The following is a 25,903-nucleotide window of genomic DNA, read 5'->3' on the forward strand; positions in this document are numbered from 1 at the left end:
TTCTGTCGCAACACCTGGCTGGCTACGAGTTGGTCAAGAACCGAGGAGATCCGGACCGGACGGAACCGGGACGCCCGAGCCCGGGATCAACCCAGCGTCGCGAGGGCGCGGTCCCAGACCGCCTCGGTGCGCGCCTCCCCCGGCCCGACGACGTCGGCGAACACGATCCGTCCGTCCGCGTCGACCACGAAGGTGCCGCGATCGGCGTATCCACGCTCGGCGCTGAACACCCCGTAGGCCCGCGCGACGGCACCGTGCGGCCAGAAGTCCGAGAGGATCGGGAAGAGAAATCCCTGCGTGGACGACCACACCTTGTGTGTCGGTGGCGGCCCGACCGACACGGCAACCGTGGTGAGGTCGTCATTGCTGAACTGCGGGAGATGGTCGCGGATGTAGCCGAGTTCGCCCTGGCAGGTCCCGGTGAACGCCAACGGGAAGAACACGATCAGCACCGAGCGACCCTCACCGAGCAGTCGCGACAGCGACACCCGCTGATTGTTCTGATCACGCAGTTCGAAGTCCGGTGCGAGATCACCGACCTCCAGGGGAACACGCCGGTCTCCGACCGCGACGTCGGAGGCCAGGCTGTCGGCGTCGTGGACGGCCGGATCGCTCATTGCCGCTTGCCGGCCCGCGACTTCGGCTGTACCAGACGAGAACCCGACCAGTCACCCAGACTCACCACGTTGGTCTGCGTCAGTCCGGCAGTCGGGGCGGCCTCGGCGATCTCGCTCGGGTCGACGTAACCGGTATTGCCGGTCTTCGGCGAGAACACCCAGACGTACCCGTCGTCGGCGAGTGGGGTGATGGCATCCATCAACCGGTCCACCAGGTCACCGTCATCGTCACGCCACCACAACACCACCACGTCGATGACGTCGTCGGCGTCCTCATCGAGCATCTCGGCGTCGATGGCGTCCTCGATGTCGGCCCGCAGGTCGTCGTCGGTGTCGGTGTCCCAACCCAGTTCCTGGACCACCATGCCGGGGTCGAACCCCAGCTTCTGTGCACTGCTGCCGTCGGAGCCAGTGCTCCCTGAGGCGGCTACCACCGCGCGAGACCTCCTGAGGTGTGAGTGTGTGCCTGTCGGCTGTTTGGAAACAGCGTAGTGCACCAAGGGGTGGTTCACCGAGATGAATTCGCGGACACGGCGATTTCCTCGCGCCCGCCACGCGTCCGGGTCAGCGGGTCGGCGTCGGCGTCGCGGCGGCGCTCGGCGCGCCGGACAAGCCCGGCGGCGTGGGCAGATACTCGGCGCACACCGTCAGCACGGACTGCTTGTCACGCGTCCAGGTATCGGCAATCGGGTTGAGGCCCACCAACTCCCGACGGGCGATCGCCTGGCCGAGTCGATCCGAACTGGCGAGGAAGGCGTTGACGGGGTCGGTCACCGTCGCCGGAATCGACGCCGCGACCTCCGCCCGGATCTGATCGGCACCGGCGATGAGACTGGCCCGCGCCCGGTCGTCGAGATCGCCGACACGATCGTAGGACTGCACGTCGTTGAGCTTGTCGACGAAGGTGTTGTAGCCGCGGACCATCACCACCATCGACGACATCGCCTGACGGCACAGCGCCACCGTCGACTCGCGTTGCGCGGCCGCCGCCGACGCGGACTGCTCCGACGAATACAGGGAGACCTCGTCGGAGTCGGCGCCCGGCGAGCCCGGGACCGTCGTCGCACAGGCACCCACCATCAGCAGAGCACCCGAGCAGACGCACGCCACGACCAGACGCACCCGCCGCGACGCACCCGGGTGAACCCGTTGATGGCGCACAGCCTCTCCTTACTCGTCGGTAATCGAAGTCGAACGCTACCGCAGGTCAGTGGGTTCATGCCGAAACCCACGCAGCCGGTGCCAACCGAACCGTCATGGGGCACGATGGGAAACGGATTCCGTCAGCGTCGACAACCATTCGCCGCGCGGAGCCCGCGTGTCATCGACTGCCGGGCACCACCCCGTCCCGGCCCCGATCGAGGAGTAGGCATCACCGTGACCGAACAGGCAGAGACGACCGAGCGTGCAGCGACGACCGAGCAGGCGACCACGGACGTCAGTGCGACCAATGGCGTGGCGGCCTCCGGAGGGCCGCAGGGACCCCGCGTGCGTGTCATCCGCGAGGGTGTCGCCTCGTATCTGCCCGACATCGACCCCGACGAGACCAGTGAATGGCTGGAGTCCTTCGACAAGCTCGTCGAAGAACAGGGCCCGGCCCGCGCCCGCTATCTGATGCTGCGCCTCCTCGAGCGCGCCGGCGAGAGCCGTGTGGCGATCCCGTCGCTGACCTCCACCGACTACGTCAACTCCATCCCGACCGAGAGCGAGCCGTGGTTCCCCGGCGACGAGCAGGTGGAACGCAGCTTCCGCAATTTCCTGCGCTGGAACGCCGCGATCATGGTCCATCGCGCCCAGCGTCCGGGTGTCGGCGTCGGCGGCCACATCTCGACGTACGCGTCGTCGGCCGCCCTCTACGAGGTCGGTTTCAACCACTTCTTCCGCGGGATCGATCACGCCGGCGGTGGCGATCAGATCTTCATCCAGGGACACGCCTCCCCCGGCATCTACGCGCGGGCCTTCCTCGAGGGCCGCATCGGCCCCGAGCGGATGGACGGTTTCCGCCAGGAGCACAGCCACGCCGGCGAGGGCGGCGGACTGCCGTCGTATCCACACCCCCGGCTGATGCCCGACTTCTGGCAGTTCCCGACGGTCTCGATGGGCCTGGGCCCGATGAACGCGATCTACCAGGCGCGCTTCAACCACTACCTGCACGACCGCGGCATCAAGGACACCGCCGACCAGCATGTCTGGGCGTTCCTCGGCGACGGCGAGATGGACGAGACCGAATCGCGCGGCTTCGCCAGCTTCGCGGCCACCGAGGGCCTGGACAACCTCACCTTCGTCATCAACTGCAACCTGCAGCGCCTCGACGGACCGGTCCGCGGCAACGGCAAGATCATCCAGGAACTCGAGTCCTTCTTCCGTGGCGCCGGCTGGAACGTCATCAAGGTCATCTGGGGTCGCGAGTGGGACGCGCTGCTGCACGCCGACCGCGACGGCGCCCTGGTCAACTTGATGAACACCACCCCCGACGGCGACTTCCAGGGCTACAAGGCCAACGACGGCGCGTTCGTCCGTGAGCATTTCTTCAACCGCGATCCGCGCACGAAGGAACTCGTCAAGAACATGAGCGACGCCGACATCTGGAAGCTCAAGCGCGGCGGTCACGACTACCGCAAGATCCACGCCGCCTACGCCGCGGCGATGGCCCACAAGGGGCAGCCGACGGTGATCCTGGCCCACACCATCAAGGGCTACACGCTCGGCAAGCACTTCGAGGGCCGCAACGCGACCCACCAGATGAAGAAGCTGACCCTCGACGACCTCAAGGCCTTCCGCGACTCGACCCGCATCCCGATCAGCGACGCCGAGCTCGAAAAAGATCCCTACCTGCCGCCGTACTACCACCCCGGGATGGACGCCCCGGAGATCGAGTACATGCTCGACCGACGCAAGCAGCTCGGCGGTTTCCTGCCGGTGCGCCGCACCAAGGCCAAGGCGCTGAAACCCGACGTCAGCGGCGCACTGAAGACCGCGGGCAAGGGTTCGGGCAAGCAGCAGGTGGCGACGACCATGGCACTGGTCCGCATCTTCAAGGAGTTGTTGCGCGACAAGGAGATCGGCAAGCGGATCGTACCGATCATCCCCGACGAGGCCCGCACCTTCGGGATGGACTCCTGGTTCCCGACGCTCAAGATCTACAACCGCAACGGCCAGCTCTACACCTCGGTCGACGCCGAACTGATGCTCGCCTACAAGGAGAGCTCGGAGGGTCAGATCCTGCACGAGGGCATCAACGAGGCCGGATCGGCCGGATCGTTCACCGCGGTCGGCACGTCGTATGCCACCCACGACGAGCCGATGATCCCGCTCTACATCTTCTATTCGATGTTCGGGTTCCAGCGGACCGGCGACAGCTTCTGGGCGGCCGGGGATCAGATGGCCCGCGGTTTCGTCATCGGTGCCACCGCGGGGCGGACCACCCTGACCGGTGAGGGACTGCAGCACGCCGACGGCCATTCGCCGCTGCTGGCGGCCACCAACCCGGCGGTCGTCGCCTACGATCCGGCGTTCGCGTTCGAACTCGGCCACATCATCGCCGACGGTCTGAAGCGGATGTACGGCGAGCAGCCGGAGAACATCTTCTACTACATCACCGTCTACAACGAGCCGATCAGTCAGCCGGCGCAACCGGAGGATCTCGACGTCGAGGGTGTCCTCAGGGGCATCTACAAGTTCGCCTCGGCACCGGAGGGTAAGCAGTACCCGGCCAACATCCTGGTCTCCGGCGTGACGATGCCCGACGCCCTCAAGGCGCAGGGAATGCTCGCCGAGGACTGGAACGTCGGTGCCGCGGTGTACTCGGTGACGTCGTGGTCCGAACTCGCCCGCGACGGTGTCAAGGTCGACAAGGCCGCGGTCCGCAACCCCGCCGACGACCCCGGACAGGCCTACGTCACCAAGGTCCTCGGGCAGTCCGACGGCCCGTTCGTCGCGGTCAGCGACTACATGCGGGGAGTCCAGGACCAGATCCGCGCCTACGTCCCGGGCACCTATCTGACGCTGGGCACCGACGGCTTCGGCTTCTCCGACACCCGCCCGGCCGCCCGGCGTGTGTTCAACGTCGACGCCGAGTCGATCGTGGTCGGCGTGCTGGTCGCGTTGGCCCGCGACGGCCACATCGACACCTCGGTGGCCGCGCAGGCCGCCGAGAAGTACAAGATCACCGACGTGACCGCCGCGCAGGTGTCCTTCGCCGACACCGGCAGCGCGTAGCTGCCACTCCGAGTTCTCGGCAGGCCGATGCGTCGCGGTGAGGGCAGTCATGACCGCCCTCACCGCGGTCGTCGTCAGGTGGTCAGGTAGCGGTGGGTTCGCCGCGAAGGCGGTGGTGAGCTCGTCGATCATCCGCTGCGTGATCGGGTCGAGATCGTCCAGATCGTCGGGGTCCTCGCCGAGGTAGTCGAGTCGTTCGGCGATCATGGTCTCGGCGGTGAACTCCCGGCCGAATGCATGTCGATGTCGATGCTCACGGCGGGTGACGAGTATGACGATCACCGCGACTGGTCGGTCGGACGTATGGCACCGCCTACATTGAAGAGATGTCCGACGCGCGCGCCAACCAGACGCCCCCACCCACCGACGTCTTCGGTGAGCGTGGCGCCCACGTTCCGGCACCGGCGACCGTGCACGACGCACTGCCCGACACCCTGCTGCGTCGGGTCAAGCAGTACAGCGGTCGCCTCGCGACCGAGGCCGTGCACTCGATGCAGGATCAGCTCCCGTATTTCGCCGATCTCGACGCCGCACAACGCGCCAGCGTGCAGCTCGTGGTGCAGACCGCGGTGGTCAACTTCGTCGAGTGGATTCAAGATCCCGAGGGCAACGTCAAGTTCACCGTGCAGGCCTTTCAGGTGGTCCCGCAGGACCTCGCCCGCCGGATCACGCTGCTGCAGACCGTCGAGATGGTCCGTGTGGCGATGGAGTTCTTCGAGAAATGGCTCCCGTTGCTGGCCCGCAACGACGCCCAGCTGCGCGCCCTGACCGAGTCGGTGTTGCGCTACGGGCGCGAGATCGGCTTCGCCGCGGCCGCCATCTACGCCTCGGCGGCCGAGTCACGCGGTGCCTGGGATTCTCGCCTCGAGGCCCTCGTCGTCGACGCGGTGATCCGCGGCGACACCGGTCCACAGTTGATGTCGCGGGCCGCGGCACTCAACTGGGATTCGGACGCGCCGGCGACGGTGATCATCGGCGCGCCGCCACCCGAACAGAACGTCTCGGTGCCGCTGGCCATTCACAACACCGCCAAAGCCCATGAGCGAGCGGCACTTTCGGTGGTTCAGGGCAGTACCCTGGTGACCATCGTGAGCGGCGCGATCCGGCCGACGGACCCGTTCACGACCGCTCTGCTCGGGCATTTCGCCGACAGTCCCGTCGTCATCGGTCCCACCATGCCCAATCTCGGAACGGCCCACACCAGCGCCACCGAGGCGATGGCCGGCATCGCCGCAGTCGTCGGATGGCCGGGCGCCCCGCGACCGGTGCACAGTCTCGAATTGCTTCCCGAGCGGGCCCTCAACGGCGACGCGTCGGCCACTGCCACGCTCATCGACACCCTGGTTCGCCCGCTCGCCCACGGCGGCGCCGTCCTCAACACCACCCTCGAGGCGTACCTCGACTCCGGGGGGTCGGTCGAGGCCTGCGCGCGCGAACTGTACATCCATCCAAATACTGTTCGGTACCGACTGAAGAAAATTGCAGAAGTCACAGGACGTGATCCAACTAACCCTCGCGACGGGTACGTCTTACGTGTCGCCGCAACGGTGGGTCGTTTGACACACTTCAGGAACGAATCATCGTCTGCAGCCACTTGAGAAACATTTGCCACACCCCTGTTTCCACATTTCTGCTGGCAGACGCCCAAAGGACACGTTCGTGTAACGAATCTCAGAGTGATGACGATGCGGGTGGCGCACCGGTCACCTTTGTGGGAACCCTACAAATCCTTGTTCTGAGGTTCATAAACCTCTACACCGCCATCGGGCGGTCAAACAGTGTTCTCTGGTCACGTGCTCACGATGCTTGCGCCCGGTCAGGGCTCTCAGACTCCCGGCATGCTGACTCCTTGGGTCGAGCTCCCCGGTGTGCGCGACCAGCTCGCCATCTGGTCGAAGCTGATCCGTCTGGACCTGCTTCGCCTCGGCACCACGGCCACCGCGGAGGAGATCACCGACACCGCGGTGACGCAACCACTGGTGGTCACCGCGGCGCTGCTCGCCTACGAGGAGTACCGCAAGCGCGGTGAACTCCCCGCCGACGCCGTCATCGCCGGCCACTCGGTCGGTGAACTGGCGGCCGCGGCCATCACCGGCGTCATCAGTCCCGACGAGGCCGTGAAGCTGGCCGCCATCCGCGGCGGCGAGATGGCCAAGGCATGCGCTCTCGAGGACACCACCATGGCTGCGGTGCTCGGTGGTGACGAGCAGGTGGTGCTCGCCCGCCTCGATGAGCTCTCGCTGGTCCCGGCCAACCGGAATGCGGCCGGACAGATCGTGGCCGCTGGGCAGGCCGCCGCGATCGACGAGTTGATCGCCGCCCCACCGGAGAAGGCCCGTACCCGCAAGCTCGCGGTCGCCGGCGCCTTCCACACACACTTCATGGCACCCGCCCAGGACGCAGTCGCCGAGGCGGCCGCCGCCATCACTCCCGCCGACCCCGACCGGACCCTGCTGTCGAACTCCGACGGCCGCCCGGTCACCGACGGCGCCGACGCCCTGGCCAAGCTGGTCGCGCAGGTCACCCGCCCGGTGCGGTGGGATCTGTGCTCGGCGTACCTGCGCGAGAACGGCGTGTCCGCCCTCGTCGAACTACCGCCCGCCGGCGCGCTCGCCGGCATCGCCAAGCGTGAACTGAAGGGCACTCCCACCGTCGCGTGGAAGGCACCCGAGGACATCGAGAAGGTCATCGAACTTGGATAGCGGTCGCGGCTGACCGCGACCCCCGGAAATCCGGCTTCGTGCCGGATGTCCAAGCAACGTGTGAGTGCGTCGTGCACGCATGGTGCTCCGGAGTTACACATCACTTTCGAATTCAGAAGGGATCCACCCACGTGGCTGCCACCCAGGAACAACTCATCGCCGGCATCGCCGAAATCATCGAGGAAGTGACCGGCATCGAGCCGTCCGAGGTGACGATGGACAAGTCGTTCGTCGATGACCTGGACATCGACTCGCTGTCGATGGTCGAGATCGCCGTGCAGACCGAGGACAAGTACGGCGTGAAGATCCCCGATGAGGACCTCGCGGGCCTGCGCACCGTCGGCGACGCCGTCGGCTACATCCAGAAGCTCGAGGCCGAGAACCCCGAAGCCGCTGCTGCCATCCAGGCCCAGATCGAGGCAGAACAGAACTCGTGAGCTCGCCTTCCCTCCGCGAGTACTCCACGCTGGGCGGGAACTTCCCGAGTGTGGTGGTCACCTCGATGGTGGCCACCACCTCCCTCGGCGTCGACCTCGACTCGACCTGGCAGGGTCTCCTCGACGGCAAGACCGGCATCCGGGAGCTGACCGACGACTTCGTCACGAAGTACGGCGAACTCCCCTGCCGCGTCGGTGGACGGCTGCTGGCCGACCCCGCCGAGGAGGTCACCCGCGTCGAGGCACGCCGCATGGCCTACGTCGAGCGCATCGCACACGTCATGAGCAAGCGCCTCTGGGCGCACGCCGGTGAACCCGAGGTCGATCCGGAACGCCTGGCCGTCGTGCTCGGCACCGGTCAGGGTGGCGGTGACGCCATGGTCGACGCGGTCAAGGCCATCGAGGAATCCGGCAATTACCGCAAGGTCTCCCCGCTGGCCGTCTCGATGGCCATGCCCAACGGACCTGCTGCCGTCGTCGGACTCAACGTCGGTGCCCGCGCCGGCGTGATCACGCCCGTCTCCGCCTGCTCGTCGGGTGCCGAGGCCATCGCGCACGCGTGGCGCCACATCGTCATGGGTGACGCCGACATGGTGGTCACCGGTGGCGTGGAAGGTCACATCGATGCGATCCCGATCGCCGCGTTCTCCATGATGCGCGCGATGAGCACCCGCAACGACGACCCGGCCGCGGCGTCACGTCCGTTCGACAAGGACCGCGACGGCTTCGTCTTCGGCGAGGCCGCCGCGATGCTGGTCCTCGAGCGCGAAGAGCACGCCAAGGCGCGCGGTGCGCACATCCACGCACGCGTCCTCGGTGCCGGGATCACCTCCGACGGTTTCCATCTCGTCGCCCCCGATCCCAGTGGTCAGGGCAACGCACGGGCGATGGCACGCGCCATCCAGACCGCCGGGTTGACCAAGAGCGACATCGCCCACGTCAATGCGCACGCCACCTCGACCCCGATCGGCGACACCGCCGAAGCGGTCGGCATCAAGGCGGCCATCGGCGATCACGCCGCGGTGTACGCCCCGAAGTCGGCACTGGGCCACTCCATCGGCGCCGTCGGTGCACTGGAGTCGGTGCTGACGATCAAGAGCGTCGAGGAGGGCATCATCCCGCCGACGCTCAACCTGGAGAATCAGGACCCCGAATGCGAGATCGACGTCGTGCACGGTGAGGCCCGCAAGGGTCAGATCGATTACGCGTTGAACAACTCGTTCGGGTTCGGTGGACACAACGTGGCCATCGCCTTCGGGCGATACTGACGCCCACCTCTGTCCGACAGGAGACGACGCGTTGACCATATTGGCCCCCATCGACGGCCAATCGGGATCTGCCGATCCCCGCGACCCCGTGTTGCGGCTGACCACCTTCTTCGATGAGGGTTCGATGTCGCTGCTGCATCCCCGCGACAAGTCGGGTGTGCAGGCCGCCATCGGTCTGGTCCACGGCGTACGCACCGTCTCCTTCTGCACCGATGGCACCGTGATGGGCGGTGCCATGGGTGTGGTCGGATGTGCCCACATCGTCGGCGCCATCGACACCGCGATCACCGAACAGGCTCCGGTGGTGGGCATCTGGCATTCCGGCGGCGCCCGGCTCGCCGAGGGCGTCGAGGCACTGCACGCCGTCGGCGGGGTGTTCGAGGCGATGGTGCGCGCGTCCGGATACGTCCCGCAGATCTCCGTCGTCGTCGGTTTCGCCGCGGGTGGTGCGGCCTATGGTCCGGCGCTGACCGATGTCGTCATCATGGCCCCCGAGGGCCGCGTCTTCGTCACCGGTCCCGACGTGGTGCGCAGCGTCACCGGCGAGGACGTCGACATGGAAACCCTCGGCGGCCCACTGACTCACGGCAAACGCTCCGGTGTCAGCCACATCACCGCCGACTCCGAATCCGACGCCTACTGGCGGGCGCGGCGCCTGGTGGACACCTTCGCCGCCCAGGGCAGCATCGACCCCGCCCACGCACAAGCCCGCGACACCAACCTCAAAGCCCTTCTGCCCGAATCGAATCGGCGTGCCTACGACGTGCATCCGGTCATCGAGGCACTCCTCGACGGCGGGCTCGCCGCCGACGGCCGCACCGAGATCTCGAGTTTCGAAGAGCTGCAGGCCAAATGGGCACCCAACATCGTGATCGGATTCGGCCGGCTGGCCGGGCGCAGCGTCGGCGTCGTCGCCAACAATCCGCTGCGCATGGGCGGCTGTCTCAACTCCGAAAGCGCCGAGAAGGCGTCCCGCTTCGTCCGCCTCTGTGACGCCTTCGGCGTCCCGCTGGTGGTCATCACCGACGTCCCCGGCTACCTCCCCGGCGTCGGGCAGGAGTGGAACGGCGTGGTCCGCCGCGGCGCAAAACTGTTGCACGCCTTCGCCGAATGCACCGTCCCGCGCGTCACGCTGGTGACCCGCAAGATCTACGGCGGCGCCTACATCGCGATGAACTCCCGCGCCCTCGGCGCCACCGCGGTGTTCGCCTGGCCGGGCTCCGAGGTCGCCGTGATGGGCGCGAAGGCCGCCGTCGGCATCCTGCACAAGAAGGCCCTCGCTGCCGCACCCGATCACGAACGTGACGCCCTGCACGATCGTCTCGCCACCGAACACGAGGCACTCGCCGGCGGCGTCGGCCGAGCGCAGTCCATCGGCGTCGTCGACGAGGTGATCGACCCCGCCCGCACCCGCAGCATCATCGCCGATGCTCTCGCGGCCGCGCCGGCACGACGCGGGCGGCACAAGAACATTCCGCTGTAGCGCCCGGCACACAGATGGGTCCACGCAGATAGGTCCAAGTACCCAAAAACGCTGCGATGGCGCCGATTTCACGCGCGTCCGATTCCGCTGGGCCTACACTGGACCCAGATGAGCACCACCCGAGGCAACAACATGTCAACGACGACACCCGCCCGTATTCGCACCCTGACGGCGATCGTGGCGTGCCTGTCGGCGGCACTCGTCGCGTTGTCCCCGGCTCCGCAGGCTCACGCCACCTCGCCCACTCCCCCGCTGGTGGGTGCCGGTCTCATCATCGCCGGCACCCCGGAGCCCGACCAGGTGGTCTATTGCGTCCTCGCCGGCGCCGGACACGACAGCACCGGGCAACAACTCGCATTCACCGCGGGCCACTGCGCCGGCCTGGGGTCGACCGTCCGCGCCATCGACCAGACCGCGGAGCTCGGCACCGTGATCGCACGGCGGGTTCCCGGTACGCAGGTCACCGAGATCGATCAACTCGACTACGCCCTGATCCGCCTGCATCCGGGTGTGCGCGTGGGCCCGGTCCCCGGTTCACCGATCCATCCCACCCGGATCGGTGCACCACACCTCGGCGAGATCGCCTGCAAATACGGTCCCGGAGTGATCTTCCCGGGTGAACGGTGTGGGGTGATCGATCGGGTCAGCGCGGTCGAGTTCGACACCTTTGCCTTCGCGATCTACGGCGACTCCGGCAGCCCGGTGTACAACCCTTCGCACACCCTGATCGGCATTCTCTCGCGTCCGTGGTCGGTACCGATGCTCTCCACCACGACGGTGACCCGTATCGACGCCGCAGTCCGCCACGCCCGCTCCAGTGGCGCCCTCGTCGGCCAGTTCACACCGAGGGCGTAGTCACCGGCACCCACCGACACATTTCGGCCCCGGGCAATCCATCCCGGGGCCGAAACATGTTGTCCTCGTCGGTGTTCGAAGATCAGCCCACCCGCTGCGCCAGCCAGGTGACCTCGGCGCCGTAGCCGCCCATCCGGTAGTTTTCCAGGGCGTTGTCCCACGCGGTGCCGAGCGCCGACTCGATCTCGCCGGCCAGGCCGGCGCTGTCGGGTTGCGACTCGATCATGGCGCGCAGTTGGGTCTCACCGATGATCACGTCACCGTTGGCGCTCATCGAACCGCGCCACAGACCCAATCCGGGCACGTAGCAGAAGCGTTCGCCGTCGACGCCCTCACTGGCGTTCTCGGTCACCTCGAAGCGCAGCGCCGACCACTCGCGCAGCGCGGTCACCAGACGCGCGCCGGTACCGACCGGGCCCGCCCAGTCGACAGTGGCACGCTGCAGACCGGGCTCGGCGTCCTGTGCCGACCACTTCAGGTTCGCGCGTGCATTCAGGGTCGACGACAGAGCCCACTCCACATGCGGGCACAGCGCCACCGGCGCCGAGTGGATGTACACCACTCCTGTCGTCATGTCCGCAAACTGATTCAGATTGCGCACCTTGTTCACCTCCGGTTGTCGACGAGGAACGTCTTCCCCAACACACCTCGCAACACCGGATATCACAGTTCTGCGTTCAATTGTGCCTGACGATGCACGTGTTGCGCTAGTTCCTGGTGATAATTCGTGCGTTCAATGTGGTCAACGAGACGCCCGTAGTTCGGCGACGACGGCGTCGTTGAACTCGCTCCACAGCGGTTTCGCCCAGGTGCCGAACGGCCGGTCGGTGAGCACAACGCACGCCGCATCGAGGTCGGGATCGACCCACAGGAAGGTTCCCGACTGACCGAAATGACCGAACGTGGACGGCGAGTTGGTCGTCCCGGTCCAGTGCGGCGACTTGTGGGACCGGATCTCGAACCCGAGTCCCCAGTCGTTGGGCCGGTGCTTTCCGTATCCCGGGACGAAGCCGTCGAGACCGGGGAACCACACCGACGTCGCCGAGGCCGACATTTCCGTCGAGATCAGTCGCGGCGACAGCAGGTCGGCGGCGAACACGCCGAGGTCGGCCGCCGTCGAGGTTGCCCCGTGGCCGGCCGGACCCACCAGCGCGGTCGCCGACAAGCCCAACGGCGCGCACACCGCGTCGGCGAGGTAGTCGGCGAACGCGATGTCGGTCGCCTGTTCGACGGTCTCGGCGAGCACCTCGAAGCCGGCGCTGGAGTAGATCCGGGCGGTGCCCACCGGCGCCTGCACCTCGCGACCGTCGAACGCCAGCCCCGAGGCGTGGGCGAGCAGGTGTGCGACGGTGGCGCCGGGTGGTCCGGCGGCGTCGTCGAGTTCGACGGCGCCCTCTTCGACCGCGACGAGAACCGCCTCGGCCACCAGGAGTTTGGTGACCGAGGCGAGTTCGTAGACGCGGTGCGTGTCGCCGTACTCGGCGACTATCCGGTTTCCGCTGACACAGGCCGCCGACACGTGGTCGACCGGCCACTGCGCGAGGGCATCGAGTGCTGACACATCACGCAGCGTACGCGGATCGACTCACCGATCCTCGTCGGTGTAGCGGATGACGCCACGAATGTTCTTGCCGTCCAGCATGTCCTGATAGCCCTGGTTGATCTGATCCAGACGGTACTGCCGGGTGATCATGTCCTCGATGTTGAGCTTGCCCAGCCGGTACATCGACAACAGCTGCGGGATGTCGAGCTTCGGGTTCGCGCCACCGAAGATGGTGCCCTGCAGGTTCTTCTGCAACAGGGTCAGCATCGCGAGGTTGAGGGTCACGTCGGATTCGAGCATGTTGCCCATGCCGGTCAGGACGCAGGTACCACCCTTGGCGGTGATCCCCATCCACGAGTCCACATCCTTGCCGTGCACCTCGCCGACGGTGACGATCACCTTGTGTGCCATGTGGCCGTAGGTGATCTCGGCGATCGCCGGGGCGGCCTCCTCGACCGAGGCGAATGTCTTTGTGGCACCGAACTTCATCGCCTGTTCGCGCTTCCACTCGACCGGATCGATCGCGAAGACGTTGCGCGCGCCGGAGATGACGGCACCCTGCAACGCCGCGGTTCCGACGCCGCCGACGCCGACGATGGCGACGTCCTCGCCGGGACGCACATCGCCACTGCGGGTCGACGAGCCGTAGCCGGTCGGGATACCGCACCCGACGAGCGCGGCGACCTCGAAGGGGATCGACTTGTCGATCTTGACCGCCGATGCCTCGTGAACCACCATGTACGGCGCAAACGTCCCCAGTAGCGTCATCGGGTAGACGTTCTCACCCTGGGCCGTGTGGATGCGGAAGGTGTTGTCGGAGACCGCTTCTCCCTGCAGGAGCATGGCACCCATGTCGCACAGGTTGGCCATCCCCGACCTACAGGACGGGCATTTGCCGCAGGACGGGATGAACGACAGAACCACGTGGTCGCCGACCTCGAAGTCGGTGACGCCCTCACCGATCTCCTCGACGACACCGGAGCCTTCGTGGCCACCGAGGATCGGGAACCCCGCCATCGGGATTCCGCCGGTCATCAGGTGATGATCGGAGTGGCACATTCCGGCCGCTTCCATCCGGATCTTGATCTCGTGTGCCTTCGGATCGCCGATCTCGATCTCTTCGATCTCCCACGGCTTGTTGAGTTCGCGCAGCAGCGCGCCCTTGGTCTTCAACGTGAACCTCCACTCGTGACCGGCCCGGAACACCACTGCCGGCCACGTCAGACGCGACCGGGGCGGATTCCTCACCAGCAGAACCAGGCAGCGTGACCCGTGTCACGCCTCCGGTCAGAATTGTAACGTGTTTCAGTTTTGGTGTGTAACGTGTTGCAGTTTTTCTCCGTGCGCACCGCGTCCACCGACGCCGGGATGTCGATCCGGATCAGTCGGAGAGTCCGGCGTCCTTGCTGCCGTAACTCGACCGCAGGGTCGGCTTGATGACCTTTCCGCCGGCGTTGCGGGGCAGCTCGTCGACGATGACGAGGTCCTTGGGATGCTTGAACCGGGCCAGGTTCTCGTTCAGGTACGGCTCGAGATCGGTCAGCGTGAGGTCGTGCACGCCTTCGGCGAGCACCACGACGGCCACCGGGACCTCGCCCCACTTCTCGTGTGCCCGACCGATGATCGCGGCCTCGGCGATCTTGTCGTGGCCGAACAGCGCGTTCTCGACCTCGGCGCAGTAGATGTTCTCGCCACCGGAGATGATCATGTCCTTGGCGCGGTCGACGACGTAGAGGAAGCCCTCCTCGTCCTGACGGACCAGGTCGCCGGAGTGGAACCACCCGCCGTGGAACGCGTCAGCGGTCCCCTGCGGGTTCTGCCAGTAGCCCTTCATCATGTTGGGTCCGCGGTAGACGATCTCGCCGACCTCGCCGGGGGCGACGTCGTTCATCTCCGGATCGACGACGCGCGCTGTCACCGCCGGGACCACCTTGCCGATCGATCCCAGCTTGCGCAGCGCGTCACGACCCTCGAGCACGCAGGTGATCGGCGACATCTCGGTCTGACCGAACACCGCGACGTTGAGCGCCTCGGGGAAGGTCTCGTTCATCGCGTTCAGGACCGAGTCCGACGCGGGTGCGGCACCCCAGCTGATCACGCGAAGCTTCAGGTCACGCGGACGTGCCTGCTGCGCGGCGCAGACGGCCTGCCACTGCGCGGGCACCAGGAAGATCGAGGTGGTGCCCTCTTTCTCCAGGGTGTCGAGCATGTCGTTGGGGTCGAACGCGCCGAGTGGGTGGATGACCGACAGGGCACCCATGTAGATCAACGGCGCCATCGCACCGAGGCCGGCGATGTGGAACATCGGTGCCACGCACGAACCGATGTCGTCGGTCCGGGTGTGCAGCGCCTGCAGACAGGTCACCGCCTGCGCCTGCAGGTTCTGGTGGGTCAGCATGGCGCCCTTGGGCTTTCCGGTGGTGCCGGAGGTGTACATGATGAGCGCGATGGTCTCTTCGGGTACGTCGATCTCCGAGAGATCGGCGGAATCCTCGTTCGCCAGCGCCTCGAAGGACAGATGCGCGTCGTTGGCCGTGTCGCCGACGACGATGATCTGCTCGATGGCCCCGGTCGCGGCACCGACGGCGTCGGCCAGCGGCGCGAGCAGCGACTCGGTGACGATGACCTTCGCGCCGCTGTCACTGACGAGGAAGGAGATCTCGGCCGGGCTCATCCGCACGTTGACCGGCACCGGGATGGCCCCGATGAGGTTGGCGCCCATCACGGCCTCGACGTACTCGGTGCGGTTGAGCAGCACCAGCAGGATGCGGTCGCCGAAGCCGACGCCGCGGCGGCTCAACGCCGCCGCGAAGGAACGGGAGCGCTCGTCGAGTTGCTTCCAGGTGGTGACCTGCCGAGGAACTTCAGCGCGGCCCCGTCCGGGTTCATCGCGGCATGGCGCTTGACCTGGTTGTTCCAGTGATTGCGACGTGACCGCAGCGGCTCGGTGGTCAGGTCCTGGTCGTTGTCGAGGGTGGCAGTCATCGGCGATGGCTCCTTCATGCTTGGCGAGCAACGGGGCTCGGTTGTCGATCGAACGGGGCGTGTCGGGGTCAGACGCCGTGGGCGTCCAACCGGGAGTCAGTGACGCGCGGCGGCGAATGCCGCGAGCGCCGCGGAGAATTCGGGAGATTGGAGCAAGGTGGCCTGGCCGTCCAGTTCGCGGGCGAGTGCCGCTTCGAATCCGGCCATCGTATGTGCGTCGAGCGCCGCCTTGGTCAGCCGCAGGGCGGTCGGCGAGGCGGCAGCGAGTTTGGCGACCACGGCGCCGACGGTCTCGTCCAGCACGTCCCGGTCGGCCACCACATCGGTGATCAGTCCCGCGTCGAATGCCGCAGGCGCACGCAGCTTTTCGCCGAGCAAGGCCATGGCATTGGCCCGTGCCCGCCCCACCGCGGCGGATACCAGCATCGACGCCCCGCCATCGGGCATGAGTCCGATGTTGATGAAGGCGAGCAGGAAATACGAGCGCGCGGTGGCATAGATCAGGTCGGCCGAGAGCGCCAACGAGGCACCGATACCGGCGGCCGCACCGTCCACCGCGGCCACCACCGGCACCGGAACCGCTCGCACGGCGCGGGCCAGGTCAGAACCGTTGGAGATGATGCCGCGCGCCTGAGCCTTGCTGAATCCGTCGATCGCCCCGCCCTCGGCCATCGACGTCACGTCGGCACCGGTGGAGAAACTGCCGCCGGCACCGTCGAGCACGACGACGCGCACCGCGTCGTCGGTGGCCCAGCGGTGCAACGTGTCGATGATCGTGGTGCTCGCCGCGGTGTCGAGTGCATTCATCCGCTCGGGGCGCGAGATCGTCAGTCTGCCGACGCCGTCGTCGTCCAGCGTGACCACGACACCGGTCGCCTCACCATCGTTGATGTTGTCGCCCACCACTCCCCTGACGTCGTTTCCCAACCCGCGTCAACACGGGTCACACAGCGCTCACCGTACACCATGGTGAGATCTGAATCACGAGAATATTGGTTAACATATATGATTGCTAGGGCCCGTTTGCCTGCAGTTTTTGCAACTTTGCCCGTCATTACGATGGTGAAGCGGGTCTCCGGCTACGCTGACCCGTGTGACCGTTCGCAGCTCTGTTGACTCCCCCGACGACCCGCGCCGGGCCGAGTCGGCGCAGCGCCGGGAGCGGGTACGCCGACCCGCCGATCGTCGACGTCACCTGATCGAGGTCGCCGCGCGCCGATTCAGCGAGGGGGGCTATCACGCGGTACGCCTCGACGACATCGCCGAGGCCGCGGGCGTCTCGGCGCCCGCACTCTATCGACACTTCCCGAACAAGTACGCCCTGTTCGCCGAGGCGACGTCGACGTTGGCGCAGCGTCTGGCCGATGCGATTGACGGCATCGACGTGAACACCGACGATCCGCCGACCGAACTGGCACGGTTGCTCGCCGCCATCGCGGCGACCGCCGTCGACAATCGCCGAACCGGTGGCCTCTACCGCTGGGAGTCGCGATATCTCCTCGGCGCGGACCGCGAGTACGTCCGCAGCGTGGTCATCAACCAGCACCGCCGCCTGCGCTGCGCCCTCGTCGGCGTGCGCGCCGACCTCGACCGCCACGATGCCGACCTGTTGACCGCGGCGATGACCAGTGTGGTGGCGAGCCCCGCCACCCACCGCGCGTCGCTGCCGGCCCGCGAGGTTGCGTCGCTCCTGCGCGACGCGGCGATGAGTCTGGTCGATCTGGATCTGCCCCGCCCGGCGAAGAGCGCCGGTCAACCGACCGGCCTCGCGCCGAGCGCCCGCCGCGAGACGATCCTCTCCCAATCGATCAACCTGTTCGCGGCGAACGGTTTTCACGATGTGACCATCGAGGACATCGGCCAGGCGTCCGGTGTCGGCGCGTCCGGTGTGTATCGCTACTTCCCGAGCAAGGTCGCGATCCTCGAGGCAACGTTCGTACGGGCACAGGACCGGACGGCCGCCATCATCGCCGACGCCCTCGCCGCCTCGCGCACCCCCCGCGAGGCGATCACCGAACTGGTGCGCCGATACGTCGATTTGTGTTGCAACAATCCACAACTCATCGCCGTATACGAGACGGAGGTGGGTCATCTCGGCACCGCGACCCGCACCACGCTGCGCCATCACCAGCGCCTCAATGTCGAGGAATGGGCGACGTGGGTGACCCGCGAGCGTCCGGACATCTCGGCCACCGCCGCCCGTTTCCTGGTGCATGCGGAACTGGCCGCCATCGCCGACCTGGTGCGCGACAACGCCGCGCCCGATGCCGACCGGATCACCGCGGTCGGAGTACGAATCCTGTTGGGGAAGAACTGAACTGGTGGCGATGCTAGTTGTCGACCTCGAAGCCGTCGAGCAGCCAACGACCGTCCTCACGGGTGAGGGTGACCAATGCCCGTGACTGATAGGTGATCCCGTCGGGCACCTGACTGGCCACCTCGGGTGAGGTCACCTTCTGATCGATCGAGACCAGCACCACCGCATGCGTATCGCTCATCGACTCGATCCCGGCATGGTCGACGGTGCCCGTCGACGCGGCCTTGGCGTTGGCATTGCCGGCACGGGCATCCTGTGACGACGCGATGAAATTCTTGGCGAATGCGGGCGTCGACACCTCCCGGATCCGGCGATCGAGATCGTTGTAATCGGCAGCGTCGTAGGTACTCAGCGACGCCGCGTACCGCTTGGCCGCGTCGATGACGGCGACGCGGTCGGCGTTCGACGGTCCCGCGGCGGCCGCCTGTTTCGCGTCGGCGAGTTGATAGGCCAGGACACCCGTGGCCACGGCCAACGCGATCACCACCGCAACCAGAGCTGCCACCAGCGCGAACAGCCGCCGGCTGCCCGCGACCTGCAGCTTCCGTCGGCGACGCCGCGGGCCGGATGACAACGAGCCGTCCATCTTGCGGGGAATCCGATCGGGATCGGCGGCCCGGGACGCCTCGGCGGATGCGTCCCCGACGGTCTCGTCCGCCGCGTCGGTCTTGTTCAGGTCGACGGTGCGTCCGCGTCGCTTGTCGGCCTTGCGCTCGGCATCGGCACGGATCTGCTCCCGGTTGCGCCGATTGGCGTCGAGAAAACTCTGACCGTCCAGCGGGGTCACATCGTCGCCGGCGGTATCGGTGGCCGGCGCTCGATCTTCGGTGTCGCGGGACTCCATTTCCGACGGATGCGCGTCGGGGTCGATCGTGTCGGGGTCGACGGCGCCGGGGTCGATCGCGTCATTCGGTGCGTCAGGGTCACCGGCGAGGCTCGGCCGTCGGGGCGCGGGCGCGGACTTGGGCATGGCCACCAATGTAGCGACCTCGGCTGTGGCGCCGATCACCGCTTCTCATATCAAATATATGTGATTTAATGGGTCATCCGGCGCCATGCCGTTGCCACCCGACTCCCCGCCAGAAAGGTCCCGACCGCCATGGTCTCCTTCACCGACGAACAGACGGCCTTCGCACAGGCCGTCGCCGACTTCTGCCGCCGCGAGGCCGGCACCCGCGAGCAGCGCGACGCCTTGACCGATAACGGTGCCGAGCTGCATTCGCAGGAGCTGTACAAGAAGATGGCCGAGCTCGGCTGGACCGGACTGCTCGTTCCCGAGGAGTACGGCGGCGCCGACGCCGGCAACGTCGAGATGTGCATCCTGCTCGAGGAGGCGATGCGCGGCAACGCCCCGATCGGCGGCATCGGCCCCACCCTGATCACCGCGGCCGCCTACCAGAAGTTCGCCGACGAACAGCTGAAGAAAGAGGTGCTCAGCGGCGTCGCCGACGGCGACTCGTTGTCGATCTCGATGTCGGAACCCGAGGCCGGCTCCGACGTCGCCAACCTGTCGTGCCGCGCCGAGAAGGTCGACGGCGGCTGGGTCATCAACGGCCAGAAGACCTGGTGCTCCAACGCGCACTTCGCGAAGTCGATCCTGTTGATCGCCCGCACCGACAAGACCGGCAAGAAGCACGAGGGCCTCACCCAATTCCACATCCCGGCAGGCACCGAGGGCCTGGAGATCCAGGGCATCGACACCCTCGGCGGCCGCGAGGTCAACGACCTCTACTTCACCAACGTCCGCGTGCCGGACTCGGCCGTCGTCGGTCAGGTCGGCAACGGCTGGAACCAGCTGATGGCCGGGCTCAACACCGAACGCCTCATCCTGGCCGCGATGCAGCTCGGCGTCGCCCAACGGTCCTTCGCCGACACCCTGTCCTTCATCACCGAGCGCAAGCAGTTCGGCCGCCCGATCGGCACGTTCCAGGCGTTGCGGCACCGGATGGCCGATCTGGCCACCGAGATCGAATGCACCAAACTCCTGGTGTACTCGGTGGCCGAGCAGGCCGACGCCAACCCGAAGAAGCTGCTGCCCCGCGAGGCATCGATGGCCAAGCTCAAGGCGACCGAGACGTCCAAGCGGATGACCATCGACGCCATGCAGATGATGGGCGGTTACGGCTACGCAACAGAGTTCGACGCGGAACGCCTCATGCGTGGCGCAATCATCTCGACGGTCTACGGTGGCACCAATGAAATCCAGCGCGACATCATCGGCAAGACCTACGGGCTCTGAGGGCCCGAAGGCAGCCGCGGGCGGGGCCGACCGGTCCCGTCTGCGGCGCCGACCGCAGTTGTCGGAGGAGGTGGCCGCCCATCTCCGGCATCTGATCATGACCGCCGACTTCCGGCCCGGCGAGTTCATCCGCCTGGACGAGACCGCCGAACGGCTCGGCGTCAGCGTCACCCCGGTCCGCGAGGCGCTGCTCACCCTCCGGGGTGAAGGGATGGTCAGCCTCGAACCGCACCGCGGCTACCGGGTGTCCGATCTCGACCGCATCGACGTCGACGACCTGTTCTGGTTGCAGGGCGAGATCGCCGTCAAACTCGCCCTGCGCACCGCCGAGGTGATCACCGAAGATCAACTCGCCGAACTCGAATGGTGCAATCGCACACTCCGCGAGGCGGTCGACGCCGGTGACACCGCCGCCGTCACCGACGCCGAGTTCGAGTTCCACCGCACCCACAACCTGATCGCGGCCGGCAAGAAGCTCGCCTGGTTCCTGCTCTCGGCGACGCGCTACACCCCCACCCAGCTCTACGCCTCCGATCGCGAATGGGGTGAGGTCGCCGTCGACAGCCACGACCGACTCCTGACCGCCTACCGTTCCGGCGACCACGACGAGATCATCACCCAGACCCGCCGCCAGTTCACCGACGGCGCCGCGCGACTCGTCAAACACCTTGAGCAGACGGGGATTTGGGACTGACGCCGAGTCGGCCGACCCAACTTGGCGCAGATACACGCTGAACTCCCACCTGCATGGAATGCATTGTGTGCAGATGGGAGTTCGGCGTGTGCGAAAACCAGACGCGCACCAAGGCGACGGCCACAGCACCCACCTTCACGGCATCACTCCCCGTCCCGTGGTCGCTTGGTCGCGATGCATGCGGGTCACGATATTGCCCGCCGGGAATGAGAGACGTCCGACACTGACGACCGACGACGCCCAGACATCCAGATCATCGGGAAGATTCAGGGTTCCATCGGCGCGGACACGATCAACGGTACGGAGCAGTGCGCCGACCAACACCGTCCAGTCGTGAGCTTCCGCGGAAGACATCCACTCCTCGGCCTGATTGGACCATCGCGAACGTTCCGGATCGTAGATCGGGCGCAGAGAATCGACGAACTGCAGCCACGTGCCGTGGTCCGGATCCTGAGATCCGCTGCGCTCATTGCATTCTCGGTGCAAACACGTGAGTAGTCCAGGGCCCAAGTGAGGAAAGCCGATTACAGCGGCGAGCAGTACCAGAGCTGACAGGCGCCTTGCAGCGGAAGTGTCGCCCGCCTCAAGCCTGCGGATGGCGCCGAGCAACCCGTAACTGTTGGCCAGCCGCTTGACCGACCGCGGCGTGGCGATGAGCGGTGGACCCAAGTATCGCAGCAACTGGAGTTCATCCGGCTCGAGCGCCAGAGGGTCGATCCGGTTGACGACGACCGGGTCAGGTAGCTGAGTAGTCGTATCCAGGTCGTTTCCATCGATCGTCGACGCGTCGCGGAAGTCGATGAACTCCGTCGGCGACGAGCGCTGCTGTCGGACGAGCGCGGCGGCTGGTGTCGTCTGCGATCCAATGTCGGCTCGCACGCCGACAAGTTCGTCGAGCATGGTGGTGAAGCCATGCTCGCTGAGCGGTGGAAGAGTGAAGGCGACCTGGAAGATCTTCTCCAGGTAGTGTTCGGGGGTCGACGACCACCGGTGGTGGTCGTCCTCCGTAGCAGCGCTCGGCGCCTCCGTCGGATGAGAGTCGTTGAAGACGAGGATGTCTCGATAATGGGCGGCAACAGAGCGCAACAACCAACGGGGGTCCACTGCAACAACCACCACAAACAGCGGAACCGCGAGCAGAAGATGTACAGCCTCCAGCATGTCCACCACTCGCCGAGGCGGACAGCGGTCGAGGTCGTCGACATAGAGCACAATGCGGTCGATGCGGGGAAGCTCGTCACCGCCGGAATCGGGCGCCTCCAACTCCTGCCGGCGGCGAGGATCATCTCCGTCATCACGCATCAAGATCGTCGCCATATGCTCGAAATCCTCGCGAACCCGGGTCATCAACCCCAGTGACTGGCGGTATCCGCCCTCGGCGAGTCGGTCGGTGACGACACCGGCAAGTTGTCCGGCGGCGGTCAGGTCCTGGAGTTCCCGGTTCAGCGCGGCAACTCTCGCCTCACTGACGTCCAACGCGCTCTGCGTTTGAAGATTCCAAGAACTCACGAGGTCACGCACTCGGGCCCGCGCGTTGCGAACCTGCCGTTCGACACTGCGATAGTTCTGCACCATCGGGCGTGCGAGAACAACCAGTCCGGCCGCAGCGAGGATCACGGCCTCCAGCCGCTCGCGGAACACGACCGCGCCCGCCACCGCGACGAGTAGTAACGCGGCACAAGCCCACCAGGCCGGCGATAGGGCACGAATCAGTTGCTTACCCTGCAGTCGCCGCACCCGGAACCACTGTCGCGTGCAGGCCACCGACCTGTACACGTCGTCGACGGCTCCTTCGCCCAGGTCGGGTATCGCGCCGGCGAGTTGGCTGCGTCGGTCGTCGAAATGATCGGTGGGCGCAGGGTTGCGCAGCGCCAATCGAAGCTCCGCCGACCGAGCACGTTCGGCGGAGATGCGCTCGTTGAGACGGCGCTCGGCAACGATCTCGGCGGCCAGACGCGACCGCTGACGCTGATCGTCGCCGACACTGCCGTCCCGTCCGCCCTTGGCGAGTTGCGTGAATACCTCCGACACCAGACTGGCCCACAAGTCAGCCTCGGCATAGTGCCAGGCGTTGAAGCACACCTGCCGCACGTTCTGATGTGAAACGGTTGGGCTTCCGCTTCGTGCCGTGCACGTCACCTCGTCTGACAACAACTGGACGAAATGACTCTTCCCTTCGCCCCACTCACCGAACAGCCCGATCGCGAGCGGCGGTCGGGCGGTGCGAGAGGTGATGAGTTCGGCCAACGCCGTTGCTTCGGTACGCCGCCCGAGCGAGTCCGACGAGGACACCGCGTCAGAACGGTAACCGGGTAACCGCGGCACCGAACGCTCTCGTACGACACGCCACATCTCGACGGAACCGTCGGCCGCACCGGTGGTAAGTGCACCTCCGCCCATGTCCGCCCACCCGCCCCACAACACTGCGCCCGAGTGTCCCCGGAGCTCCTGGTGCACGGCTCCGTTTCGCGTGTCCCACAAACGAATGGAGCCGTCACGGCCACCTGTGGCGAGCGTGGTTTCATCTCCAATCCTGCCCCATGATCCCCACAGAACACCACCTGTATGGCCCGTCAGGACATGACGTTCGGTGCCGTCGTTCGGATCCCACAGACGGACCGTTCCTCCGCCTCCACCGGTCGCGAGGACCATTTCCTGGCCCTGACGACCCCAGGCTCCCCAAAGAACACCACCGGTATGGCCGCGGAGGGCTTGAACCTCACCAACCGAAACGAGATCCCAAACCCGGACCGTCGCATCATCTCCGCCGGTGGCAAGGACTGTATCGCCGCCGCGACGCCCCCAAGCACCCCATAGCACCGCGCCACGGTGACCAGTCAGAGAATCTACCGATCCACCGGTGGTCGCGTCCCAGATGTCGATGTGTCCATCGTCGTCACCGACCGCGAGAACAACGGCCTGTCCGTACCTCCCCCATGCTCCCCACAGCGGAGTGCTGCCCCGGCCCTTGAGCACATGAACCGCCTTGCCATCACATGGGCTCCACAGCCGAACACTTCCGTCTGTAGACCCGGTCGCCAAGATTGCGTCCCTACCGACGACGCCCCATGCTCCCCAGAGAACACCACCTGTGTGGCCGTGCAGGACTTGTATGTCATTGCAGGAACGAGGGTTCCACAATCGGGTGGTTCCGCCTCCACCTCCGGTTGCCAGCACCATCTCTCCGCCGACACAGCCCCACTCTCCCCACAACACCCCATTGATGTGCCCGGTTTGGATCTCGCGGTGGGTACCAGTCACGGCGTTCCACAGCCCAATCGCACTTCCCCTGCCGCCGGTGGCCAGCACCGCGTCCCTCCCGACGCGCCCCCAAGTGCCCCATACCGCAACTGCGCCAGCGTGACGTCCAGCTGTATGACTCTTCCTCAACCGTAGACCGATCGCCACATCGGCAGCGGCGGTGGGTTTCAATTGGATCTGGTCATCTCTGCCCGAAACAGCCGAAAGCCCAGGGAGCTCTGCGACATTGAGCACGTCCAGTTCGTCGTCGGAGGAAGCGCTCCCGGTGCCAGTTGCCATGTCGCCACCTCGGCCCTCACCGTGTCTGGGCTGCGAGCGGAAATGGTCACTGCATCATAGGGCAGATCCGACATGCTCAGATACTGATGCGTCGACAAATGGTAGACAAATTTCATTACATGCGATCCGTGGGGTCGGAAAGCGGATTGCCCATGGTTCTCGACCCTGCAACGACGAGATCATCACCTGGTCCCCAACACTAGTGCATTGACGGCGTGACGGTTCTCGTCAAAGCCTTGTTGCAGACTGACATTCAGAGAATATCGAGATCTGGATCGACGCCACGGCGCCAAACTGGGCTGTATTCTAGAATGTGAATACCAGCAACCACGACTTCCCGTTAGTCCATTGCCTACGGCACGAAACGCGGGGCGCCATTTCATCACACTCCCGAGCTCAGACAACACCCATTGTTCCGGCCGATGGTGAACCGGGTCTGCGCACCGTGATCGGACCTACCTCAGTCATCTCGATATCCGTCCGGGAGTGGGGCCTGCGCGAATCTCGCGAGCCAGCCTGCGCCGGTGAACAACTCACCTTTCAGATCGTCGTCGGAGAGTTCGTCGATCCGAGTCCACATCGTGCCGTCGCCGCGGTCGAGGACCATCCGGACCGGCAGTTCGCGGATCTCGTTCTCCTGAAATTTCGCCACCATGTCATGCACCACGCTGATCGCCGTCTGCATCGTGGCGTCCAGCACGATCGCCCGGTGCTCGGCCGTCATCTGCCGAAACCGTGCGCTGTTCACCACCGGCAGCACGGCCGAATCGTAGAGATAGGCGCAGAATCGCCCGATGAGATCGAGACCGTCTGCGGGGCGTTCGGTGTCAGCCACTCGAGCTTCCCTTCCTCGTGGGATCGAGCGCAGCGGCAATCGAGGGAGTCAGCTGCATGTCCGAGAACGCTATCAACGCGTGCCGTGGTGGCCGGGCAGACGCGTCATCGCCGTCATTCCTTCGGATGCCATCCGAAATCACCGAGCGTCCGGGCGGCGCACCTGCTCCC

The 25,903-nt window shown here is 66.3% G+C and carries 20 protein-coding genes and 2 pseudogenes; 10 read left to right on the forward strand and 12 right to left on the reverse strand.

The features are described 5' to 3' along the window. Nucleotides 1-86: 86 nt before the first annotated feature. The 3 genes from ABLE92_RS07755 to ABLE92_RS07765 all read right to left on the reverse strand — a co-directional run bounded on the left by ABLE92_RS07755 (nucleotide 87) and on the right by ABLE92_RS07765 (nucleotide 1,778). On the reverse strand, nucleotides 87-617 hold the full coding sequence (locus ABLE92_RS07755; protein WP_348804186.1) for a peroxiredoxin: 531 nt from the start codon (nucleotides 615-617) through the stop codon (nucleotides 87-89). Further along, a complete protein-coding gene (locus tag ABLE92_RS07760; protein ID WP_348804187.1) occupies nucleotides 614-1,051 on the reverse strand; it encodes a DUF3052 domain-containing protein in 438 nt (145 codons plus the stop codon). Before ABLE92_RS07760 ends, ABLE92_RS07755 begins: the two co-directional genes overlap by 4 nt. A gap of 130 nt (nucleotides 1,052-1,181) precedes the next feature. Beyond that, nucleotides 1,182-1,778, reverse strand: a complete 597-nt coding sequence (locus ABLE92_RS07765) for an Rv2240c family protein (protein WP_348804188.1) — start codon at nucleotides 1,776-1,778, stop codon at nucleotides 1,182-1,184. 294 nt (nucleotides 1,779-2,072) lie between these two features. Between ABLE92_RS07765 and aceE the strand changes: the two genes are divergently transcribed. From aceE to ABLE92_RS07800, 7 genes are all read left to right on the forward strand, one after another. Next, nucleotides 2,073-4,835 (forward strand): pyruvate dehydrogenase (acetyl-transferring), homodimeric type, encoded by a 2,763-nt coding sequence (gene aceE / locus ABLE92_RS07770; protein ID WP_496560779.1) that lies wholly within the window; start codon nucleotides 2,073-2,075, stop codon nucleotides 4,833-4,835. A 326-nt stretch (nucleotides 4,836-5,161) separates the two neighbouring features. Then, nucleotides 5,162-6,433, forward strand: coding sequence for a PucR family transcriptional regulator (locus ABLE92_RS07775; RefSeq protein WP_348804190.1), 1,272 nt, complete (start codon nucleotides 5,162-5,164; stop codon nucleotides 6,431-6,433). Between the two features lie 195 nt (nucleotides 6,434-6,628). Continuing rightward, nucleotides 6,629-7,537 carry an ACP S-malonyltransferase gene (locus ABLE92_RS07780; protein WP_348804191.1) on the forward strand — a complete coding sequence of 303 codons (909 nt, stop codon included), beginning with the start codon at nucleotides 6,629-6,631 and terminating at the stop codon, nucleotides 7,535-7,537. 131 nt (nucleotides 7,538-7,668) lie between these two features. After that, a complete protein-coding gene (gene acpM / locus ABLE92_RS07785; RefSeq protein ID WP_348804192.1) occupies nucleotides 7,669-7,974 on the forward strand; it encodes a meromycolate extension acyl carrier protein AcpM in 306 nt (101 codons plus the stop codon). Further along, entirely contained in the window at nucleotides 7,971-9,242 is a 1,272-nt protein-coding gene (locus ABLE92_RS07790) for a KasA/KasB family beta-ketoacyl-ACP synthase (protein ID WP_348804193.1), read from the forward strand. The genes acpM and ABLE92_RS07790 overlap by 4 nt, the downstream gene beginning before the upstream one ends. A gap of 31 nt (nucleotides 9,243-9,273) precedes the next feature. Beyond that, nucleotides 9,274-10,725 carry an acyl-CoA carboxylase subunit beta gene (locus tag ABLE92_RS07795; protein WP_348804194.1) on the forward strand — a complete coding sequence of 484 codons (1,452 nt, stop codon included), beginning with the start codon at nucleotides 9,274-9,276 and terminating at the stop codon, nucleotides 10,723-10,725. A gap of 108 nt (nucleotides 10,726-10,833) precedes the next feature. Continuing rightward, a complete protein-coding gene (locus ABLE92_RS07800) occupies nucleotides 10,834-11,580 on the forward strand; it encodes a chymotrypsin family serine protease (RefSeq protein ID WP_348804195.1) in 747 nt (248 codons plus the stop codon). A gap of 82 nt (nucleotides 11,581-11,662) precedes the next feature. Here ABLE92_RS07800 and ABLE92_RS07805 read toward each other — a convergent pair whose 3' ends face one another. The 5 genes and pseudogenes from ABLE92_RS07805 to ABLE92_RS07825 all read right to left on the reverse strand — a co-directional run bounded on the left by ABLE92_RS07805 (nucleotide 11,663) and on the right by ABLE92_RS07825 (nucleotide 17,014). Beyond that, nucleotides 11,663-12,181, reverse strand: a complete 519-nt coding sequence (locus ABLE92_RS07805) for a DUF3145 domain-containing protein (RefSeq protein ID WP_348804196.1) — start codon at nucleotides 12,179-12,181, stop codon at nucleotides 11,663-11,665. A gap of 141 nt (nucleotides 12,182-12,322) precedes the next feature. Continuing rightward, nucleotides 12,323-13,141 (reverse strand): serine hydrolase domain-containing protein, encoded by an 819-nt coding sequence (locus tag ABLE92_RS07810; RefSeq protein ID WP_348804197.1) that lies wholly within the window; start codon nucleotides 13,139-13,141, stop codon nucleotides 12,323-12,325. Nucleotides 13,142-13,165: 24 nt separating this feature from the next. Then, complete coding sequence (locus tag ABLE92_RS07815) at nucleotides 13,166-14,296, reverse strand: NDMA-dependent alcohol dehydrogenase (RefSeq protein ID WP_348804198.1); 1,131 nt, start codon at nucleotides 14,294-14,296, stop codon at nucleotides 13,166-13,168. A gap of 208 nt (nucleotides 14,297-14,504) precedes the next feature. Then, nucleotides 14,505-16,108 (reverse strand): annotated as a pseudogene (gene fadD5 / locus ABLE92_RS07820) (fatty-acid--CoA ligase FadD5). 96 nt (nucleotides 16,109-16,204) lie between these two features. Beyond that, nucleotides 16,205-17,014 carry an enoyl-CoA hydratase-related protein gene (locus ABLE92_RS07825; protein WP_449743885.1) on the reverse strand — a complete coding sequence of 270 codons (810 nt, stop codon included), beginning with the start codon at nucleotides 17,012-17,014 and terminating at the stop codon, nucleotides 16,205-16,207. Nucleotides 17,015-17,201: 187 nt separating this feature from the next. Between ABLE92_RS07825 and ABLE92_RS07830 the strand changes: the two genes are divergently transcribed. After that, complete coding sequence (locus tag ABLE92_RS07830; protein ID WP_348804200.1) at nucleotides 17,202-18,425, forward strand: TetR/AcrR family transcriptional regulator; 1,224 nt, start codon at nucleotides 17,202-17,204, stop codon at nucleotides 18,423-18,425. A gap of 13 nt (nucleotides 18,426-18,438) precedes the next feature. Here ABLE92_RS07830 and ABLE92_RS07835 read toward each other — a convergent pair whose 3' ends face one another. Next, entirely contained in the window at nucleotides 18,439-19,395 is a 957-nt protein-coding gene (locus ABLE92_RS07835; RefSeq protein WP_348804201.1) for an Rv1363c family protein, read from the reverse strand. 129 nt (nucleotides 19,396-19,524) lie between these two features. Between ABLE92_RS07835 and ABLE92_RS07840 the strand changes: the two genes are divergently transcribed. Together ABLE92_RS07840 and ABLE92_RS07845 are read left to right on the forward strand one after the other, a co-directional pair. Beyond that, nucleotides 19,525-20,664, forward strand: coding sequence for an acyl-CoA dehydrogenase family protein (locus tag ABLE92_RS07840; protein ID WP_348804202.1), 1,140 nt, complete (start codon nucleotides 19,525-19,527; stop codon nucleotides 20,662-20,664). Further along, entirely contained in the window at nucleotides 20,621-21,358 is a 738-nt protein-coding gene (locus ABLE92_RS07845) for a GntR family transcriptional regulator (RefSeq protein WP_348804203.1), read from the forward strand. Before ABLE92_RS07840 ends, ABLE92_RS07845 begins: the two co-directional genes overlap by 44 nt. A gap of 135 nt (nucleotides 21,359-21,493) precedes the next feature. Here the strand turns inward: ABLE92_RS07845 and ABLE92_RS07850 are convergent, their stop codons facing one another. From ABLE92_RS07850 to ABLE92_RS07855, 3 genes and pseudogenes are all read right to left on the reverse strand, one after another. Continuing rightward, nucleotides 21,494-23,650 carry a P-loop NTPase fold protein gene (locus tag ABLE92_RS07850; RefSeq protein ID WP_348804204.1) on the reverse strand — a complete coding sequence of 719 codons (2,157 nt, stop codon included), beginning with the start codon at nucleotides 23,648-23,650 and terminating at the stop codon, nucleotides 21,494-21,496. Nucleotides 23,651-23,842: 192 nt separating this feature from the next. Beyond that, nucleotides 23,843-24,898: pseudogene (locus ABLE92_RS26125) on the reverse strand (WD40 repeat domain-containing protein); the annotation flags it as partial. A 460-nt stretch (nucleotides 24,899-25,358) separates the two neighbouring features. Beyond that, nucleotides 25,359-25,733, reverse strand: coding sequence for a hypothetical protein (locus tag ABLE92_RS07855; RefSeq protein ID WP_348804205.1), 375 nt, complete (start codon nucleotides 25,731-25,733; stop codon nucleotides 25,359-25,361). Between the last annotated feature and the right edge of the window lie 170 nt (nucleotides 25,734-25,903).

Source organism: Gordonia oleivorans, from assembly GCF_040044975.1.
GTDB lineage: Bacteria > Actinomycetota > Actinomycetes > Mycobacteriales > Mycobacteriaceae > Gordonia > Gordonia oleivorans.

Bases quoted from the DNA above. Each gene is read 5' to 3' on its own strand.
- ABLE92_RS07755 (WP_348804186.1), bottom strand. From the start codon at position 617: ATGAGCGATCCGGCCGTCCACGACGCCGACAGCCTGGCCTCCGACGTC.
- ABLE92_RS07775 (WP_348804190.1), top strand. From the start codon at position 5,162: ATGTCCGACGCGCGCGCCAACCAGACGCCCCCACCCACCGACGTCTTC.
- ABLE92_RS07800 (WP_348804195.1), top strand. From the start codon at position 10,834: ATGAGCACCACCCGAGGCAACAACATGTCAACGACGACACCCGCCCGT.
- ABLE92_RS07835 (WP_348804201.1), bottom strand. From the start codon at position 19,395: ATGCCCAAGTCCGCGCCCGCGCCCCGACGGCCGAGCCTCGCCGGTGAC.
- ABLE92_RS07840 (WP_348804202.1), top strand. From the start codon at position 19,525: ATGGTCTCCTTCACCGACGAACAGACGGCCTTCGCACAGGCCGTCGCC.
- ABLE92_RS07845 (WP_348804203.1), top strand. From the start codon at position 20,621: ATGAAATCCAGCGCGACATCATCGGCAAGACCTACGGGCTCTGAGGGC.